General features: G+C 60.7%; 16 protein-coding genes. 12 read left to right on the plus strand and 4 right to left on the minus strand.

What is annotated here, in order from left to right; translation table 11 throughout:
* Nucleotides 1–234: 234 nt before the first annotated feature.
* From JQ632_RS25625 to JQ632_RS25635, 3 genes are all read left to right on the plus strand, one after another.
* Nucleotides 235–1,566, plus strand: coding sequence for an MFS transporter (locus JQ632_RS25625; protein WP_212405366.1), 1,332 nt, complete (start codon nucleotides 235–237; stop codon nucleotides 1,564–1,566).
* Between the two features lie 44 nt (nucleotides 1,567–1,610).
* A complete protein-coding gene (locus JQ632_RS25630) occupies nucleotides 1,611–1,907 on the plus strand; it encodes a putative quinol monooxygenase (RefSeq protein ID WP_212405405.1) in 297 nt (98 codons plus the stop codon).
* Nucleotides 1,908–2,624: 717 nt separating this feature from the next.
* Nucleotides 2,625–3,329 (plus strand): Crp/Fnr family transcriptional regulator, encoded by a 705-nt coding sequence (locus JQ632_RS25635; protein ID WP_212405367.1) that lies wholly within the window; start codon nucleotides 2,625–2,627, stop codon nucleotides 3,327–3,329.
* A 97-nt stretch (nucleotides 3,330–3,426) separates the two neighbouring features.
* Here the strand turns inward: JQ632_RS25635 and JQ632_RS25640 are convergent, their stop codons facing one another.
* Nucleotides 3,427–4,305: a GNAT family N-acetyltransferase gene (locus tag JQ632_RS25640; protein WP_212405368.1), complete on the minus strand. Its 879-nt coding sequence runs from the start codon at nucleotides 4,303–4,305 to the stop codon at nucleotides 3,427–3,429.
* 325 nt (nucleotides 4,306–4,630) lie between these two features.
* Here JQ632_RS25640 and JQ632_RS25645 point away from each other — a divergent pair, with 325 nt between their 5' ends.
* From JQ632_RS25645 to JQ632_RS25655, 3 genes are all read left to right on the plus strand, one after another.
* Nucleotides 4,631–5,554, plus strand: coding sequence for a glyoxylate/hydroxypyruvate reductase A (locus JQ632_RS25645; protein ID WP_212405369.1), 924 nt, complete (start codon nucleotides 4,631–4,633; stop codon nucleotides 5,552–5,554).
* A 13-nt stretch (nucleotides 5,555–5,567) separates the two neighbouring features.
* Nucleotides 5,568–5,924: a cupin domain-containing protein gene (locus JQ632_RS25650; RefSeq protein WP_212405370.1), complete on the plus strand. Its 357-nt coding sequence runs from the start codon at nucleotides 5,568–5,570 to the stop codon at nucleotides 5,922–5,924.
* Nucleotides 5,925–6,132: 208 nt separating this feature from the next.
* Nucleotides 6,133–7,590: an NAD-dependent succinate-semialdehyde dehydrogenase gene (locus JQ632_RS25655; protein WP_212405371.1), complete on the plus strand. Its 1,458-nt coding sequence runs from the start codon at nucleotides 6,133–6,135 to the stop codon at nucleotides 7,588–7,590.
* 135 nt (nucleotides 7,591–7,725) lie between these two features.
* Here the strand turns inward: JQ632_RS25655 and JQ632_RS25660 are convergent, their stop codons facing one another.
* Nucleotides 7,726–8,415, minus strand: coding sequence for a haloacid dehalogenase type II (locus JQ632_RS25660; protein WP_212405372.1), 690 nt, complete (start codon nucleotides 8,413–8,415; stop codon nucleotides 7,726–7,728).
* A 341-nt stretch (nucleotides 8,416–8,756) separates the two neighbouring features.
* Between JQ632_RS25660 and JQ632_RS25665 the strand changes: the two genes are divergently transcribed.
* Complete coding sequence (locus JQ632_RS25665; RefSeq protein ID WP_212405373.1) at nucleotides 8,757–10,130, plus strand: aspartate aminotransferase family protein; 1,374 nt, start codon at nucleotides 8,757–8,759, stop codon at nucleotides 10,128–10,130.
* A gap of 18 nt (nucleotides 10,131–10,148) precedes the next feature.
* Here JQ632_RS25665 and JQ632_RS25670 read toward each other — a convergent pair whose 3' ends face one another.
* On the minus strand, nucleotides 10,149–10,625 hold the full coding sequence (locus tag JQ632_RS25670) for an Lrp/AsnC family transcriptional regulator (RefSeq protein WP_212405374.1): 477 nt from the start codon (nucleotides 10,623–10,625) through the stop codon (nucleotides 10,149–10,151).
* A 115-nt stretch (nucleotides 10,626–10,740) separates the two neighbouring features.
* The gene (locus tag JQ632_RS25675; RefSeq protein WP_212405375.1) at nucleotides 10,741–12,066 is read right to left on the minus strand and encodes an FAD-binding oxidoreductase; all 1,326 of its coding nucleotides are present in this window, start codon (nucleotides 12,064–12,066) and stop codon (nucleotides 10,741–10,743) included.
* Nucleotides 12,067–12,724: 658 nt separating this feature from the next.
* Between JQ632_RS25675 and JQ632_RS25680 the strand changes: the two genes are divergently transcribed.
* The 5 genes from JQ632_RS25680 (at nucleotide 12,725) to JQ632_RS25700 (ending at nucleotide 19,378) form a co-directional block, all read left to right on the plus strand.
* A complete protein-coding gene (locus JQ632_RS25680; protein ID WP_212405406.1) occupies nucleotides 12,725–14,416 on the plus strand; it encodes an ABC transporter ATP-binding protein in 1,692 nt (563 codons plus the stop codon).
* On the plus strand, nucleotides 14,413–16,083 hold the full coding sequence (locus tag JQ632_RS25685; RefSeq protein ID WP_212405376.1) for a peptide ABC transporter substrate-binding protein: 1,671 nt from the start codon (nucleotides 14,413–14,415) through the stop codon (nucleotides 16,081–16,083). The genes JQ632_RS25680 and JQ632_RS25685 overlap by 4 nt, the downstream gene beginning before the upstream one ends.
* Before the next feature lie 62 nt (nucleotides 16,084–16,145).
* The gene (locus JQ632_RS25690) at nucleotides 16,146–17,096 is read left to right on the plus strand and encodes an ABC transporter permease (RefSeq protein WP_212405377.1); all 951 of its coding nucleotides are present in this window, start codon (nucleotides 16,146–16,148) and stop codon (nucleotides 17,094–17,096) included.
* Between the two features lie 38 nt (nucleotides 17,097–17,134).
* The gene (locus tag JQ632_RS25695) at nucleotides 17,135–18,013 is read left to right on the plus strand and encodes an ABC transporter permease (protein ID WP_212405378.1); all 879 of its coding nucleotides are present in this window, start codon (nucleotides 17,135–17,137) and stop codon (nucleotides 18,011–18,013) included.
* Between the two features lie 54 nt (nucleotides 18,014–18,067).
* Nucleotides 18,068–19,378 (plus strand): FAD-binding oxidoreductase, encoded by a 1,311-nt coding sequence (locus JQ632_RS25700; protein ID WP_212405379.1) that lies wholly within the window; start codon nucleotides 18,068–18,070, stop codon nucleotides 19,376–19,378.
* Nucleotides 19,379–19,491: the final 113 nt, after the last annotated feature.

Genomic DNA, 19,491 nt, shown 5'->3' on the forward strand with positions numbered 1-19,491 from the left:
ATCGAGGCGTGTCCCTTATCCAGCCATGCAATTGCGCCCCGGCGCTGCCGGGCTCCCTGTCTGAAGGGGCGTACCGTTGCTGCCACAGACAAGCGCAGTTCGTGAGCGACATTGTCGCAATCGCGACAATCGGCGCAGAAAAATTCCCTACCGTCGGACCGAAGGGCGGGACCGGGCGGACGGACCAGCCGACAGCAAACGAATTGACCGCCGCTAGGGAACGGAACGGCTATCATGACAATCGAGACAAACTGTATTCCGGTCGTTGCTCGAGGCGAGGAGCGAGACGATGTCGTCCGGCTGTTTTCGAAGATCGGGTTTCGACTGCTGCCGTTCCTGATGCTTTGTTACGTCGTTGCCTTCCTCGATCGCATCAATATCGGGTTTGCGCAGCTTCAGATGAAGCAGACGCTACCATTCAGTGACGCTACATATGGACTCGGCGCAGGGATCTTCTTCGTCGGCTATATGATTTTCGAGGTCCCGAGCAATCTCCTGCTGGAACGGATCGGCGTCCGCAAGACAATGCTGCGGATCATGTTTGCTTGGGGCGTCGTGGCCGCGGCCATGGCATTCGTCCAAACGCCCTTTCAATTCTACGTCGCGCGATTTCTGCTCGGCATTTTTGAGGCTGGATTTCTGCCTGGCGTCATACTTTATCTGACGTATTGGTATCCCTCTGCGAAGCGGGGCCAGGTGATGGCAACGTTCATGTCGGCGACGGCGATTGCGCCGCTTCTGGCCGGTCCTCTCTGCGGAGCGACGCTAAAATATCTCGACGGCTTCGAAGGGCTCCATGGCTGGCAATGGCTGTTCATTTCGCAGGGGATTCCAGCCTCCCTTCTGGGCATCGCCGCCTATTTCTACCTCCAGGACAGACCTGAGGAGGCCTCCTGGCTGACAGCCGCAGAGAAGTCTGCGCTGCGGCTTCAGCATGAGCAGGATCATCCCGATGTCGAGACCTCCTCGCATAGCGGGTTCTGGCAAATGGCAACGGACCCCAAGATCTATGGCTTGGTCCTGGTCGACATTCTCCTTCTTGGCGCAAACTACACGATGGTGTTCTCGATCCCATCGATGATCAAGGGCTGGGGCGTTTCGGATCTGTTTCAGGTGGGCTTGCTGTCGACCTTGCCTCACCTCGCAGGCGTGATCGGCACGGTCCTGGTCGGCCGGCATTCCGACAAGCGTCGCGAGCGGCGGTGGCACTATGCCTCATGCGTTGCGGTGGCCGCCCTGGGACTGCTTCTCATGACCCTTGCGCAAGGCAACATCGTGGTTGCAGTGCTTGGCCTTACCGTCGCCGGAGTTGGATTCGTCTCTGCCGTTCCGCTGTTCGTCACGACATGCACGGAGTATCTGTCGAAGGCGAGCATTGCCGGGGGCGTCGCGTTTATCGCGGGTCTCGCCAATCTCGGACCGGTAGTGGCTCCGCCCGTTACCGGGTTCATTACCGCCGCCACGGGCAATCCGGTCTACAGCTTGTATCTGGTCATGGCCTTGCACCTGCTGTCAGGCACCACTTTGCTGGTCACCCTGCGCGGGGCCTCGCCACGCAGCCGGTGAATTGGTCCACACCAAGGCGACTTAGCAAAGGAGAGGGCAATTTGATGATTATCGTCGTTGGATCGGTGGACGGGCGCAGCGAAAGCCTCGATCGCCTCGTGAAGATCAGCCTCGAGCACGTGCATCGGTCTCGCGGGGAGGATGGGTGCATTGAGCACGTCATACAGATCGATTGCGAAGATCCCCTCCGGTTGCGGTTTTTCGAGCGTTGGCGCGATGCGGCTGCTCTCAGGACGCATTTTGCACGATCGGAGTCCCGGGCGTTTGCACAAGAGGTCGCCAGGCTGTGCTCGAAGCCGCCGGTCATGACCATCTATGAGGCCGAGGCGAAATCGTCCTAGGGCCTGCCGTCCGGTTCGCCGTGTTCCGGGGCGGCATAGCCGAAACGGAAGGGACCGCGTCGGCCGAACGGCTTGAATTCTCCCCTCTTGTAGCGCAAGGCGGTCCGCAATCGCCCACAGCACGGAGGGGTTGAATCACAGGCCGATTTGGGCAGCCAATCGGGCGTACACGCGCCTAAAGCTCCATCCGATCAGGCTGACCTTGCGATCGGTCGCTTGCCTGATCTCGGCGATCCGCGATTGGACGGGCGAGATCATCCTGGAGACGCCCCCCTGTTGCGTCCGAGCCTCTAGGGATGCACATTGTAATTCAGAATCGCGAGGTATCGTCGGAGGGGCACGGTCGAGAGGTCGCCGGTAAGACAGCCGGGTATGACGATCACTGAGTGGCCGTCGCCGCGCGGCGCCCTGAGCAGGGCAAGCGTTGTTGCGAGCATGGCGCTGAGTTCGGCGACCGCTCGGACCTCGGCGACAAGGAGGAGGAGTGGCGGTCTGTTGCTGTTGGCGACTCCGCGTTGGGGCTGGTCGCACCGGTCGTCATACCGTCTCCCTGACATGAACGCAGGCAGGCGGCCCACCGGGACTGGCGGCCCGCGAGCGGCAAGCCTCGGCATTATCACGAGGCGACCACCGATGGTCCTCCCCTAGAATGACATCTCAATCGCGACTGTCACGAAAGCGACAATTCAATCCTTCATTTTTTGCGTGTGGCCACGAATGAACAAAGCGGTGCTGAAGGCAGTTCTGCGGAAGAACAAATGGTTCGCCGGCCTTTCCCCGTCACTGGCTGATCGCATTCTGCGCTTGGGCCGCGTTCGAAACGTTGATGATTCCCTGATCTATTCGGCGAGCGATAGCCGCGACGGGTTGGTTGCCCTCGTTTCGGGCCAGGTGCGCCTGACCAGCTTCTCGTTGTCTGGAAATCCATCCTTCCTTCTCATCACCTCGCCCGGGTCCTGGATTGGCGTCACGTCGGCCCTTGACGGGCGTCCCTATGGCTACGACGCATTCGCCATTGGCAAGACCGTGGTCTTTCACTTGAGCCAGGAGCGGCTCGATGCTCTCATCAGCGAGAGCAACGAGTACTATTCGGCGTTTGTCCGAATGGTCTGCGATCATTTGCGCGTTTCGATTCAGAACCTGATCATTGTTCGCAATCGCCGTCCGCTTCATCGGCTCGCGCAGGAATTGTGCAGGCTTGCGGAGCGCCACGGCCGCCAGACCAAGAAGGGATTGGTCATCGATCTGCGCTTGTCCCAGGAGGATCTGGCGGTGATGATCGGCGTCGGTCGCCAAACGATCAACCGGTTGCTCAAGAGTCTCGAGCAGGATGGAATTGCGACGGCAAAGTACACGTCTGTTACAATTCACAACCTGGAGGCAATCGAGCGTCTCAGCATGAGTGAGGCGGTAGATAGTTAAGCACGAACCAAGATCAACGCACGCGGCTCTGCCGAGAAAAACCATACTGGGCCGAGGAGTGCGCGGCAACCTTCAAAGGACGATTCGCTTCACAGCTTCAGCTCAAGGCGTGACCGGCCAATCCGTAGACCCAGGGCTCGTTTTCTTTCCGGTCCAGAAATCGCTTTCCTTTGGACATGGTCGTGACTGTTTCGTTCATCCCGAGGCGGCTCTGTTGAAGAAAGTCCGCAAACAGACCCGTCTGCTCCCGGGTATCCACGCGGGCGAACCTTCCGGCGAGATCCTTGAGATGCACGGCCGTAAGGTGGATCGCGTCACGATCATTGCTGGCAACGATGGGGCCGATCACATGACCGCGCCCGAATTCGCGCTTCATCGAATAGCCGGCGATCTCTCCGCCGTGGCGCAAAACGCAGATTGACGCGCCTTCAGAAAGCAATGCAAGCAGCCTCTGACGGCTGGTGCCGAACGCGCGTTCATCCAGTGCTGCGATCTCTTCGATGTTCTCGGTGGACAGCGAGCTCAATTCGCCGTCGAGAGCAGGCACCGGTGGGGGTGGTGACACGACCTCTCCTTGCCACTGATACACGGTGGCTTCCTTCGTGAACCCCAGTGACAGATAGAGATGATAGGCGGCATGGGTTGAGTTGAGGCTCAAATTCCGGTCGCCACACCGCTCGAAAACCTGCTCCATGAGCCAGCGGCCAGTACCTTGTGCCTGGGTTCGGGGCGTTGTGATCACCAGGCCAATCGTCGCGAACTCGCGGCTATATGGGAACCACATCGCGCTGCCGAAGACGCGTCCAATACCATCGACGGCTACGATGCCATGACCTGCGCGGCGTAGAAAATCCCAATCCTTGGGTCGATGGGGCCAGCCAACACCGGTCGAGAGTGCGTGGAGCAGCGTCACATCAACGTCGTTGATGTCTTTCGCAGCCAGTTCAAAGGACTTCACGCGCACCGTTCGTGCCATCTCGCACTCGTCCGTTCCTTCGCGGGGATGCCAATCTCTGGCACCTCGCGCCCTTTCTCCTCCTGCCACAATAGGGCGGGGCGTATTTCGCCGCACTATCGCACAGAAACTCAGCAGTTTTCCCCTGTTTGGGCCTTCTTTTCGAAATCTTCGGCCTGTCTTGCAATGCAATTCGGTAGGGAAAGCTTCGGCTCGCAGCTACCCTATCGATGTTGGACAAACTGCGCAGGCAGAGTAGGCGCCGTGAATGCTCAAGAAGGGCTTGCGAGGCTAGTCGCTTTTCCCGGCGTCGTCGACACGCCAAGCCAGGCAGAGGCGTGCACCGATGGCATTTTTGTTCAATTCCGATGCTGTAAGGGCGGCAGTCTTCCGCCAGGCCTTTGCGCGCGAGCTCCCCGATCTGGACTTCCATCATTGCAGCGAGAGTTTTGACCCGGAAAAGATACGGTACCTGCTCACCTGGAACGCGCCCGACGATCTCTCGGGTTTTTGTAATCTGGAGGTGCTCTTTTCCATCGGGGCTGGGGTCGACCAGTTCAAGCCGGAGACCATACCCGACCACGTGAAGCTCGTGCGCATGGTCGAGGATGGCATCGTGCGCATGATGCAGGAATACGTCGTCCTCGGGGTGCTGACGCTGCATCGTGAGATGCTGGCCTATCGGGAGCAGCAGAGAAGGGGCGTTTGGCAAGCGCTGGCAACCTCCCAGGCGCCTGATCGGCGTGTTGGCTTCCTCGGCCTTGGCATGCTGGCGCAAGCCGCGATCGACCGCTTGAGGCCGTTTCGATTTCCTCTTGCCGGGTGGAGCCGCAGCAAAAAGGCGATCGATGGTGTCACCTGCTTCCATGGCGCAGATCAGCTTGGCAGTTTCCTGCAAGGAACGGATGTCCTCGTCTGTCTTCTTCCCCTGACGGAGCAAACAAGCGGCATCCTGAACGCAAAGCTCTTCTCGCTTTTGCCGGCGGGAGCGAAGCTGCTGCATGTCGGTCGCGGCCCGCAGCTTGACCAGGGCGCACTCATCGAGGCGCTTGACAGCGGGCATCTGACAGCAGCCATGCTTGACGTTACCGATCCCGAGCCACTGCCGGAGAGCCATCCACTCTGGTCGCATCCGAAGGTGATCATAACGCCGCATATCGCGTCCGTGACGCAACCGCATACGGCAGCACAATCGGTCATAGAGAACATCCGGCGCCACCGCGCTGGACGAAATCCGATCGGCCTTGTCGATCGAACACTCGGCTACTAACGGGAAGAAAACCATGTCACTTCTGGTCACCATCGACACCAATCCGGACTTCGCTCCGAAGAACGCCTTGCCTGCTCCGGAACGGCTTATTTCCGGCGATCCGTCGTTCAAGACTTGGGCCCAGGACGCCTCGAAAGGCGAGAAGGTGCTGACCGGCGTCTGGGAAGCGACACCGGGCGAGACCCATTCTATCAAGGGCACCACCTTCGAGTTCTGCCACATCCTCTCGGGCCTCATCGAAATCGAGGAAAAAGGTGGCGAGACCCGGAGGTATCGGGCCGGCGACAGCTTTGTCATGAAACCCGGCTTCGTCGGGATCTGGCGCACGATCGAGACCGTGCGAAAGATCTACGTCTGCCATTATGACTGAAGCGATGCTGAGGGCAGCACGATCAAATAGTTTCCAGAATATTCGACCTCCGGCGCCACGTCTGACCAGATTCAACGCGGCCAAACACGTCATTCTCAATGAAAAATGCGGCGTGCGGTCCTGTACTGCTCGCATGAGACGGCTTCGTCCCGCCAATCGCAAATCAGGCGGTGATGGCGAGGTCGGGCCCGAAGGCAAGGAACAAGCCATGATTGCATTGAAGGACAAGGATCTGTTTCGCCAGCAAGCGCTGATCGGCGGAACTTGGCGTGATGCGAGCGCGAAAGCGGTTGTTGATGTCATCGATCCTGCGAGCCAGAGAGTACTTGGCACCATCCCCGATATGGGCCGAGACGAGACCAGGGCAGCAATCGAGGCCGCTGCCGCTGCGTTCAAGCATTGGAAGGCAAAGGCCCATGCAGAGCGTGCCGCGCTGCTGGAGCGCTGGTACGACCTCATGCGACATCATGAGCAGGACTTGGCTCTTCTGCTCACGCTGGAGCAGGGCAAGCCGCTTGCTGAATCGCTCGGCGAAATCCGGTATGGAGCGTCCTTCATAAAATGGTTTGCGGAAGAAGCGCGCCGGATCAACGGATCGACCATCCCGTCACCCACCGTCGATCGCCGCATCCTGGTGCTGAAGGAACCGGTCGGCGTCTGCGGGATCATCACGCCCTGGAATTTTCCGAATGCGATGATCGCGCGCAAGGTGGCGCCTGCGCTTGCCGCCGGGTGCACCGTGGTCATCAAGCCCTCCGAGTTCACGCCGTTTTCGGCTCTAGCCATCGCTGTTTTGGCCGAGCGCGCCGGAATTCCAGCTGGCGTGATCAATGTCGTGACGGGCATGCCGGCGGACATCGGCCAGGAGCTGATGGCCAACGATAAAGTCCGCAAGATCTCGTTTACCGGATCGACCCGCGTCGGCGCTTTGCTGATGAAAGGCGCCGCCGATAATATCAAGAGGCTCAGCCTCGAGCTCGGCGGCAACGCGCCGTTCATCGTCTTTGACGATGCCGATATCGACCGAGCGGTCGAGGGGGCGATTGCGTCAAAATTCCGCAATGGCGGGCAGACGTGCGTCTGCTGCAATCGCATCTTAGTGCAAGCTGGCATCTACGACGCCTTCGCCCAGAAGCTCGCCAGCCGGGTCGCGAAAATGAAGGTCGGTGCCGGTACGGAAGAGGGGGTCGCAATTGGGCCGATGATCAACGGCGCTGCGATCGAGAAGATCAAGCGGCACGTCACGGACGCCCTGAACAAGGGTGCAAAGATCATCTCGGAGAGTGAGGCGGTGCCGGAAGGGCGGCAATATGCCCGCCCTCTCGTGCTCGGCGAGGCGACGACTGAGATGCTGTTGGCTTCAGAAGAGACCTTCGGGCCGGTCGCACCGCTTTTCCGCTTTGAGACCGAGGACGAGGCGATTGCGATCGCCAATGGCACGCCTTTCGGCCTTGCCGCCTATTATTACACGGAAAACCTGAAGCGCTCCTGGCGCGTTGCCGAGGCGCTGGAGTTCGGCATGGTCGGCTTGAACACCGGCCTGATCTCGACCGAGGTGGCGCCTTTCGGCGGCGTCAAGCAGTCGGGCCTCGGACGCGAGGGATCCCAGCTCGGGATAGAAGAATATCTCGAGACCAAGGCGCTGCACGTCGGCGGGCTGGACTGAGAGGCCTATCGGATCAGTACCTGAAACAAGAAAAGGGGGCGGCTGAACCGCCCCCTTTTTCCTTGATAGCGCACCGATCTCGATTGAAGCTTTTGAAGAACTGAAGCGCAACGAGAGAACCCGAGGGAACTGCGCTCACGCGCTTTTGCGAAGGGGCTCCAGGCCGACGGCCGCGGCGAGCCCTCCGATGTCAGCGACCTCGGTGTATTCGTAGAAGGGGTTGGCGGGCTCGTGACCGCGGTTCACCCAGACCTTGCTCTTGATGCCGAGGTCGTAGGCGCTCATCAGGTCGTAGCGGAAGGAGGAGGAGACGTGGGTGATGTCTTCCGGCCCGCAGCCCAGCTTGTCAAACATGTACTCAAAGCCCTTCATGTGCGGCTTGTAGGCGCCGGTTTCCTCGGCCGTGATGACCATGTGGAAGGGGGCGCCGAGCTTCTCCACGTTCGACATGATGAGGTTCTTCATGGAATTCGACAGGATGACCAGCGGAATCTCTCTGGCAACTTTGGCCAGACCCGCCGGGACGTCGGGATGTGGACCCCATGTGTGGATCTCTTCATTGATGCGCTGGGCATCCTCCGGCCGAAATGCGATACCGTTGCGCTTGCAAGCGCGCTCTACCGAATTATGCACGACCTCGAAGTACGGCTTCCACGCGCCAAGAACTTCGTCCAGGCGATAGGCAGCGAAATCCTTGATGAAGCTTGCCATCGTCGTGGCGGAAAGTTGAGAGCCATAGACTCTCCTAGCTGCGCCGGCCATATCGAAATTGGTCAGCGTGCCGTAACAGTCGAAGGTGATGTACTTGGGTCTAAACGTTGCCATGGCTCGATCCTTTGGGTCCTCACGCACCGCGTTCCGGTACGAGAGAGATCATAACGGGCAGACCACCGGATAAAGCACCGCTGTCGCGGTGACCGGGAGCAGATTGTGTCGTATCGGATCGGAGCTGTGGCAGAGAGTTGTGCGAAAAGGGCCTCCGACGTGAGCGCCAATGCCTAGCGCCAGCCGATGCCGGCATAAGATGCGGCGCCGATCGTCAACCACAGTCAAAATACCCTTCGTCCGTGTTCAGCCTGGGAGCAACTGCTGTCTTGGTCATCCTACGTTGAGTGCGAAAACATCGCAGTGGCCGCGCAAGCGTTGCGGTTGATCTGGAGGACGACATGTTGAGCAACTCGCTGATTGAGCTCGATCGCGCGCATCTGATTCACCCGGTCTCATCCTATCGCAGCCATGAGGCGGCGGGCGTCCGTGTGCTGAAGTCAGGGAAGGGCGCGACGCTGACCGATGTCTCGGGACGTCAATTGCTGGACGGTTTTGCGGGTCTGTGGTGTGTCAATGCCGGTTACGGACAGGACAGCATCGTTGAAGCGGCCACGAGGCAGCTCCGCGAACTGCCCTATGCGACCAGCTATTTCGGTTTGGGCTCCGACCCGGCTATCCGGCTGGCCGCCAGGCTGGCCGAATTGGCGCCTGGCGATCTGAACCATGTCTATTTCACCTTGGGTGGCTCCGACGCCGTCGACAGCACGATCCGGTTCATTCGGTACTACTATCATGCCAAGGGGACACCACAGAAGGATCAGTTCATTTCCGTCGAGTCTGGCTACCATGGATCGTCGACGGCAGGAGCCGGCTTGACTGCGCTGCCTGCCTTTCATGCGGGCTTCGGAGTGCCTTACAACTGGCAGCACAAAATTCCGTCGCATTATGCCTATCGCAATCCCGCCGGCTCCCATCCCCAGGCGATCATAGCGGCGTCGGTCGCTGCTCTGCGAACCAAGATCGCCGAGCTAGGCGCCGAGCGTGTCGCCGCCTTCTATGTCGAGCCGATCCAGGGATCGGGAGGCGTCCTCGTTCCGCCGCCGTCCTGGCTGAAGGCCATGCGTGCCGTTTGCAAGGAGCATGATATCCTGTTCGTTGCCGATGAGGTCATCACCGGCTTTGGCCGTGTCGGTCCACTGTTCGCCTGTGAAGAGGACGACGTCGTGCCGGATCTCATGACTACCGCAAAAGGACTGACGTCGGGCTATGTGCCGATGGGGGCCGTTCTGATGTCCGACCGCGTCTACAGCACGATTGCCGACGGCGCTGGCAAGGCGGCCGTGGGTCACGGCTACACCTATTCCGCCCACCCGGTCAGTGCAGCCGTCGGGCTCGCGTGCCTTGACCTCTACGAGAACGGCTTGCTGGCAAACGGCCGAAAGGCCGGGCACCGGCTAATGGAAGGTCTTCGCGCGCTGGCCGATCATCCGCTCGTCGGCGATGTCCGCGGTCGCGGCATGCTGGCGGCAATCGAGCTCGTCACTGACAAGGAGCGCAAGACGCCGCTGCCGGCGGAAGCCGACGCGGCGCGCCGCGTTTTCGACCGCGCATGGGACAACGGCCTCATCATCCGCGCCTTTGCCCAGGGCGTACTGGGCTATGCGCCGCCGCTCTGCTGCACGGACGCGGATATCGATGGCATCATCGAACGGACACGGACCACGCTCGACCAAACGCTGGAAGACAGGGACGTCCGCGCAGCGATGAGATGATAATCTGCGCCTGTTTCTTCAGCCGTTGAAGATGCTTTCGAGCGGCAGATGGGACTTCACGATCGGGGACTTCAGCACGACGAAACTGAAGTACTTGTCGATACCGATATCCATCTCGACCAGGCGTTCCATGACCGCCTGGTATTCGCTGATGCCCGCCGTGATGAACTTCACGAGATAGTCGTACCCGCCTGAAACGAGATGGCATTCGACGACAGCATCGATCTTTTCGATGGTCGTGAGAAAGCGCGCGAAATCGATCTGCCGGTGATTCTTCAGGGTGATTTCAGCGAAGACGGTTAGAGTTTGTCCGAGCTTGGCAACATCGATCTGGGCCGAATAGCCGGTGATGAAGCCCTCCGTCTGGAGCCTCTTGACCCGCATCAGGCACGGGCTCGGGGAAAGGTTGATCAGCTCGGCGAGCTCGACGTTTGAAATCCGCCCGTTCTTCTGCAGTTCGCATAAAATCCTGATGTCGATCTTATCGAGCTTCATAGCGATGCCATGAGATCGGGGGCGACAAAGGCGTAAAGACTTTGAGGCTTCTGCGTCATATGCATTGTCATAGCATCAACCAGCCCCTTTTCCCACCGGACGGCGGAAACTGCCTTTAGAACTCACTGACCTTGTCCCAGGCGCTCATTTTCAGCCGCTCCGGCCTGTAGGGGCGCGGGTCGACGATCGGTGGACTGCCCGTAATGATGTCGGCGATCATATGTCCCGCGCCTGGGCCAATTCCAAAACCGTGGCCGCTGAACCCCGCCGCGAGGATGAAACCTGGAATGGACTCAACTTCACCGATTGCGGGAATGCCGTCCGGCGTGCTGTCGATGTAACCGGCCCAGGCATTTGAGATTGCGACGTGCCGGAGCTCGGGCACGAGCTTGCAAGCTCGTCGATGCGTCAGTCGAATCTGCCTCATGTCGGGACGCGGATCGAGCGTCCGGTTGAGCTCCATCGGGGTCACCTCATCGAGCCCCCACTTCGCCAAGGATTCATGGCCCTGCCGCAAGCCCTCGAACGCGCCAGGGCTAAGACTTCGCCATCGGCGCGCGAACATGGGCAGGAATTCGCGGCCAAACCTGAACTGCTGCGGCGTGGGATCGACACGCGCGCGCCCGCTGATGGCGAGCGTGTATCCGCCGTTGCCACGCCGCGTCAGCGACACCAGCCCGGCGTACAAGGCATCAGGCAGGCCGGCTGCACCCGGAGCCAAGGCAAGAATGGAAGATCGCACGGATGCCTGTGGGAAGCGGATTCCAAGCTGGTTGCAGAATGAGGATGCCCAGGCCCCTCCTGCCATGACCACCGTCTTGGTCCGGATGGTGCCGGCTTCGGTCACCACCCCGCTGACCCGGCCGGCAGTGAGCTCTACGCCACGCGCCGCGCAAAGCTGATGGACCGTGCCACCCGCTGCCATGATCCCGCGCGCAGCGACGGGCACGGCCTTTGAGGTATCTGCCGTCCCATCGGTTGGCGAGAAGACGCCGCCTTTCCATTTGCGGCCCGTCGCCATGCCTCGCTCGGTCGCTTCTTCCGCACTCAGCATGTGCGTCGTGACACCGACGGTCCAGGCAAAGTCTCGCCATTTTGCCCAGCCAGCCAGCTCATTTTCGTCGTTCGACAAATACAACAGGCCACAGCGGCGAAAACCCGTATCTTCACGGGTCTCTCCGGCAACTCTCTCCCAAAGATCCAGGCTCTTGGTCGCAAGCGGCAACTCGCGTGCATCGCGGTTCTGTTGGCGGCACCATCCCCAGTTGCGGCTGGACTGCTCGGCGGCGACGCGGCCCTTTTCGAGCAACGCAACCTTCAGCCCGCGCCGGGCGAGATAGTAGCTTGTGAACACGCCCACCACGCCCCCGCCAATGACCACGACGTCGGCCTCACGAGGCAGGGATGGACTGGATTCGATATGCTGGAGCGGCGCGCTCATCGGACAGGGAATCTCCGGTAGTTGCCCGTAGCGTAACCGAGGAATTGCGGCAGGCCCCGCGGACTTTCGCCCTGAGACCGAATATCCTGCGGTTTACTGCCTTTGACACAGGCATATATTGCGAAAATACTTTGCTTGCGCCGCAGCTTGCGGGCGGCGAGACCGATTCACGTGCTCCTGCAATCCAAGGTGCGCCTTATGGCAAGCGCCTAGGCAGGCCTTGCCTCGCAGACTGAAATGCCAAATCGGACTTCGTTTTCAGAAGTTCCTGCTGCTTCGATGCTGGCTTTCGGCGACTCCGGGGTGATTGAAATCGTCAAGATCGGCAGAACCAACCGATCGATCGGCCAAAGTCCATAGAGGCAACTTGCATGAGCCGTGTTCAGGAGCAGGCCTTCGCGGAAGCGATCAAGCCATGACGCGGATGCCATCTGAGCTTCGCTTCGATCGAGATCGCCGATCAGGTGGGCACTGCGCTCTGAGCAACAGCTCTTGCTTCTTGCGCGAAGAGGCCTGAATCATGTCGCAGCCTCCAACGAAGGAATGGCAAGTTGAGCGGCGAATTATTGACCTGTCGAAGGAGCGTGGAGGCGCAAGGAGCCGAAGGCGCCGGCCGCAGCAAGATGACGGCACTGGCTTGAAAAAGGAGGATGCTCTCATGGCCTCTGGCATCCAGGTGGCAAGCCCCGTCGATGTCGCGCTGTCGGTGCGCGAGCTGACCGTGAGTCTGCCGGAAGGAATGGAGCGGGCCTACGCCGTCGAGAACATCTCCTTCGATCTGAAACGCGGACAGATTCTCTGTATCATCGGGGAATCCGGATCGGGCAAGTCGGTCACTGCCAATGCGATCATGGGTCTTCTCCCGAAGGCGATCCGGGTCTCCTCGGGTGCGATCCATCTGGACGGAATGAACATCGTGGGCCTCTCGCCCGACAAGCTCCGCAGCCTGCGCGGCCGCGTCGTGTCGATGATCTTTCAAGACCCTCTCTCGGCGCTCAACCCGCTGATGACCGTGGGAGCTCAGATCGAGGAGGTGATGGCCGCGCACGATGTTGGCACGCCCGCCTCCCGTCGCAGCCGGGCCATGGATCTGTTGGTTGAAGTGGGTCTGCCTGATCCGCAGCTCATGTATCACCAGTATCCATTCCGCCTGTCGGGCGGACAGCGGCAGCGGGTCATGATAGCCATGGCTCTTGCGCTTGAGCCGGCGATCTTGATCGCGGACGAGCCGACCACCGCACTGGACGTGACGACCCAGGCTCAGATCCTCCAGTTGATCCGCGACATCCAGCGCCGCAAGGGCATGAGCGTCATGTTCATCACCCACGACTTCGGCGTTGTGGCGGAGATTGCCGATTCCGTCGTGGTGATGGAGAAGGGTCAATGCGTCGAGCAGGGTGGTGCAGAGCAGGTTCTGAAGTCGCCCAGCCATCTCTATACGCGCCGCCTGATCGCGGCCGTGCCGCATCTGACCGGCAAAAACCGCATTCCCCTGGAAACTGCGGAAAAGATTTCCATCCTGAAGGTTGAAGGCCTAGCAAAAACCTATCGCAGCGGCAGCGCGCTCTTCGGTACGCAGCGCATTGTGCCTGCGGTCAATGGCGTCACGTTCGACCTCACCTCGGGACGCACGCTGGGCGTTGTCGGTGAAAGCGGCTCGGGCAAATCGTCGCTTGGTCGGCTGCTGATCAAGCTCATGGAGTGCGACGGCGGCTCGATCCTGTTCGAAGGCCGCGACATTGCCGGGCTTTCCGAAACCGAGTTTCGCTCGCTGCGGCCAAAAATCCAGATGATCTTCCAGGATCCGTTTGCCTCGCTCAATCCGAGGTCGACGGTTGGGCACATTCTCACGGTCGGCCCGGTCGCGCATGGAACGGCCTACAGGGCGGCTGCCGAGCGGGCGCGGGAGCTCCTGTCTCACGTCGGCTTGGATACGGGAGCTTTTGATCGCTATCCGCACGAGTTCTCCGGCGGGCAGCGCCAGCGCATCGGCATCGCGCGGGCGCTGATGTTCAAGCCAAAGCTGCTGATTGCCGACGAAGCGGTCTCTGCGCTCGACGTATCGATCCAGGCCCAGATCTTGAAGCTGCTGGATCAGATTCAGCGCGAGACCGGCGTCTCGATGGTCTTCATCACCCATGACCTGCGCGTCGCAAGCCAGATCTGCGATGAAATTGCCGTCATGCATCGCGGACAGATCATTGAACGCGGACCGCCGTCCCAGATCTTCCTCGACCCGAAATCCAGCTACACGCGAGAACTGGTGGCAGCGATCCCCGGCGGGCAGCCCGGGAGCATGTCCCAAGATGAAAGCCGCCTCGGACACCAAAGGCAAGGAGAGACGTTATGACCAACCGTTCTGCGACCACATCGAACTACTCGCGGCGCGATGCCCTGCGCATGGTGGCAATTGGCGGTGCTGCCGGCCTCTTCGCGCCCAATCTCTTGGGCAAGCCCGCCTACGCTCGGACCTCTACGGCAAAGCCGACCGGCCGCGTGATCGTCGGGCTTGGACAGGAGCCGACCGTCTTCAATCCGCTGATGGTCCACATTGAAGTCGATGATGGCGTGCATTTCTCGGTTTTCGACGCGCTCTTCCGCATCGATCCTCAAGGCGTTATTCAGCCCAACCTGGCCGTGGAAGTGCCGAACCAGAAGAACGGCGGCATTTCGGAAGACGGTCTCAAATGGCGCATTCGTCTGCGTGACGATGTCCGCTGGCACGATGGCAAGCCTTTCAGCGCCGAGGACGTGAAGTTCACGCTCGAACTGATCACGAACCCCAACTTCCGGAGTTGGCGCACGTCCGGCCATTCTCTCGTGCGCGACATCACGGTGGTCTCGCCCACGGAGATCTCGTGGCGAATGGAAGAGGCCTTTGCGCCGTATTTGTCGTTCCTGACCGAAACCTTCATCGTGCCCAAGCACATCCTCGAGAAAGAGGCCAATCCGAACACCGCCGCCTTCAACCAGGCACCGGTCGGCACCGGCGCGTTCAAGTGGGGCAAGCGGGTTGCCGGCGATCATCTCGAACTCGTTGCCAACACCGAATATTTCGGTGAAGGCCCTCATATCGAGCGGCTGGTCTTCAAATACATTCCCGATCTCACTGTCCTTTATACCCAGTTCAAGAGCGGCGACATCGATCTCGTGGGTCAGCCCTACATCACTCCCGATCACTATGGCGAAGCCAAGACGCTGCCGAACCGCGTGGTGACGTTGGTCCCGAGGGCCTCGTTCGAATCCTTCTACCTGAACCTCGAGCGTCCGCAGTTCAAGGAGCTTGCGGTCCGCGAGGCGCTTTATGCGGCGATCGACAAGGAGGCGATCATCCAGGGGCTCTACTACGGCGTGCCGACGCCGACGGAGACCTTCATGCCGCGGCAGTCCTTCTTCTTCAACGCCAATCTGCCGTTGCACCAATTCGACCTGAATCGCGCGCGCAAGATCCTTGATCAGGCCGGCTGGGCGCCGGGAGGCGACGGCATTCGCACCAAGAATGGTGTTCGTCTGTCCTTTACCAATTCGACCACGTCCGGCGATCCCCTCCGCGAACAGGTGCAGCAGTTCCTGCAGCAGACGTTTGCTCAGCTAGGCGTCGAGATGAAGATATCGAACTTGCCCGCCGCCGTGATGTGGGGCGAGTTCTGGATGCAATCGCAATTCGATTCCGTGATCGTCGGCAGCTCGTACCTGATCGGCGCCGATCCGGATGTCACCAATCGCATTCACTCGCGCTCGATCGGAGTGAAGGGCGGTCGCGGCTCGAACAATGCGCAATATGCAAATCCGGAGGTCGACGCCCTGCTCGACAAGGGCGCGCGCACTTTCGATCCTGAAGCCCGGCGCGCGATCTACTCTCGTGTCCAGGAACTTGTTCGTCGCGACCTGCCCTTCCTTCCGTTGTACCAGAGCAATGCGGTCGAAGGTCTCAAGAAAGGGATCAACGGCTTCGTGCCGAACGGGAATACGCGCACGGAATCCTGGAATGCGCTGGCGTGGTACTGGGCGAGCTGATGTCCTGCCGCCGAACCTGGAAGGGCGGCGAAACGGCATAGTCACGCTAACGGAGGTCTCGGATGTCCGCCTTCCTGCTCAATCGCCTCTCACAGAGCATCGTGCTGCTGGTGATCGTCTCGATCATCGGCTTCACGGTTCTCAACCTCATGCCGGGCGGGCCTCTCGCGCAATTCGGTCTCGATCCCGGCATGACGCAGAAGGATGTCGAGCGGCTTGCAGCGCAGCTGGGGCTGAACCGACCGCTGTGGATCCAGTATCTCGATTGGGCCTGGCGGCTGATTCAGGGCGACTGGGGACACTCGTTCCGCGATGGCTCTGCAGTGCTGGCGGTGATCGGCCGACATCTCCTGGCGACGCTGCTGCTGATGGGCACGTCCACTGCATTGGCGATCGCGGCCGGCACCTGGATCGGCATCCGCGGTGCCACTCACCGTTATTCCCTGTTCGATTACTGCGCGACAGTGGGCGCCATGGTCGCACTCTCGGTCCCAACCTTCTGGTTCGGCCTCATCGGCATCTACATCTTTACGCTGAAGCTCGGTTGGGTTCCTGCTGGCAACATGTACACGATCGGCGACGGCTCGGTGTTGGATTATCTGCACCATCTGATCCTGCCAAGCCTGGTGCTGTCGCTGGTTCATGTCGCGATCTGGAGCCGCTACATGCGCACGGCGACGCTCGAGGCGCTGAGCCAGGATTTCGTCAAGACCGCCCGCGCCAAGGGTGTGAGCGAGCGACGCATCCTGCTGAAGCACGTCGTCGGCAATGCGCTGTTGCCGATGATCACGCTCGCCGGAATGCAATTGCCCAGCATTCTGACAGGCGCGTTGGTGACCGAGACGGTCTTCACCTGGCCGGGAATGGGGCGGCTGTTTCTCGACAGCCTTGGCTACAGTGACTATCCGATGGTGATGGGGCTGTTGATCTTCTCAGCCATCCTGGTCGTATTAGGCAATCTAATCGCAGACATCGTCATCGCTACCGTCGACCCGCGCATTCGTCTGGGCTGAGCCCGCCGGCTCACCCCTGTTACCAGGAGGCAGCAGATATGACCGCCATCGTCGTGCACGCAGCTCCTACTCGCTGGTGGCACAGTCGTGCGGTGGCGCGCTTTATGCGCCATCATCTGGCACTTGTCGGGATCGCGATGATCACCCTGCTTGTGCTGGCGTGCGCCATCGGCCCCTATGCCTTACCTTACGACACGCTCCAGATCGATCTGCGAGCCCGCTTTGCGCCACCTCTCAGCGGTCACCACTATCTCGGCACCGATCCTCTGGGACGTGACTTGGCCGCGCGGCTATTGATGGCCGGGCGTGTCTCGCTGCTGGTGGGATTCTCCGCGATGCTGCTGTCGACACTGATCGGCACCCTGGTTGGCGTGACGGCGGGCTATCGCGGCGGCTGGGTCGGGGCGGCACTGATGCGCACGGTGGACGGCTTCCTTTCTTATCCCTCGATCTTCCTCGTGCTGGCGCTGGCCGCGCTGCTGCGGCCGAGCCCGGCGATGATCACCGTCATCATTGCCGTCACGAGCTGGATGGAGACCGCCAGAATCGTCGAGGCCGAGGTCCGCTCGCTGCGCGAGCGCGAGTTTGTCCAGGCTGCCCGCATGGTGGGGCTGAGCCGCCAGCATATCATGTTCCGCGAGATCCTGCCCAATGCCATGGGCCCGATCATCGTCGCTGCAAGCCTGGCGGTCGCCCGCGCGATCCTTCTGGAAGCCTATATCAGCTTTCTCGGCTATGGCATCCAACCGCCGCTGCCGAGCTGGGGCAACATGCTCAATGGCGCCCAGCAATATCTGGCGAGCGCTCCTTGGCTTGCCATCATTCCTGGCGCTGCGATCACGATCGCGGTGACGAGCTTCAACTTCATCGGCGATGGCTTGCGAGATGCCCTCGACGTGCGAAACGACCACTTCTGATCAGCTCGCGCCAAGCTCGGCTGAACAGAACGGGACATAAGAGAAGCAAACGCCATGCATGCGCCCCGAGTCGACGAGAAGGCAACGCCCTACTGGTGGGAAGCCGCCCCGCTGAAGCCGCTGCCTCCGCAACCCCTACCCAAGAAGCTCGACGTGCTCATCGTGGGCGCGGGCTATGCCGGGCTTTCGGCTGGTTTGGTGCTCGCGCGCGAGGGGCGCTCGGTTGCAGCCTTTGATGCGATGGATCCGGGTGAAGGGGCCTCGACGCGCAACGGCGGTATCACCAGCGGAACGATTCGTCCGGATTTCGCGACGCTCACGCGGCGGTTCGGCGAAGAGAAGGCGCTGGCAATCGAGTCCGAAGGCAAGGCCGCACGCGAATTCCTGTACGATTTCATCAAGACGGAAGGCCTTGCCTGCGATTTCCAGCCGGTAGGCCAATTCAAAGGCGCCTTCGGCTATGAACAATACGAACCCATGGCGCGGACGGCGGAGAGGCTCGCGAAGAAACTCGGGATCGAGGCTTACTCGGTTCCCTATGCCGAGCAGCGAAAGTACATCGGCACGGATGTCTATCGCGGCGGCACGGTTCGGATGGACATCGGCGGACTGCACCCGGCCAAATTTCACGCCGAGCTGCTGCGTGTTGCACTCGCTTCGGGAATGGCTGTCCACGCGCGGACGCCCGTGATCTCGATCGAAAGAGGCGGCGCCGGATTCCGCGTCGTCACCGCGGCCGGTCCGGTGCAGGCGCGTCAAGTGCTGGTTTGTACCAACGGTTACACGGATGGTGCCGTGCCCTTCCTGCGCCGCAGGCTGGTCCCGGTCCGCAGCCGGATCATCGCGACCGAGGAGCTCACCCCCGAGGTCATGGCGCGGCTGATGCCGAAACGCATGATGATCACGGAGAACCGGGAGGTCGGGTTCTATTACCGGCCTTCGCCGGACTGCAAACGCATTCTGCTCGGTGGCCGTGACAGCTCCCGCATCGGCGATCCCGTCGCCCCGAAGCTGCTTCTTCGCAAGGGCCTGGTCCTTCTGTTTCCGGAACTGGAGAGCGTTCGCCTCTCACACAGCTGGTTCGGCAATGTCGCGATGAACCGTGACATGATTCCGCGCATTTTCGAGAAGGACGGTATCGTCTATGCCACCGGCTTTTGCGGCTCGGGCGTGGTCTGGGCGCCATGGGTCGGCATGCATGCAGCCCACAAGCTCATGGGGCATGAGGAGCGGGCACGCACGGCCTTTGATTTCCGACCTCCGGCCTTCATCCCGTTTTATCGAGGCAATCCGTGGTTCATGCCCGCTTTCATTCAGGGCTACCGGATGCGCGACCGCATCGCGATGTGGCGTGCCAGTCGCTGACAGCAGATTGGTCGTCCTACCGCACAATCAATGAAATCCTGTGCCGAACTTGGCTCCAGTGCGATGCGTAATGCTGCGAGCTGCAAGATAGGCTGCAGATCACGCGAGGATCA

It is taken from the genome of Bradyrhizobium liaoningense, from assembly GCF_018130955.1.
In the GTDB taxonomy this organism is placed as follows: Bacteria; Pseudomonadota; Alphaproteobacteria; order Rhizobiales; family Xanthobacteraceae; genus Bradyrhizobium; species Bradyrhizobium liaoningense_C.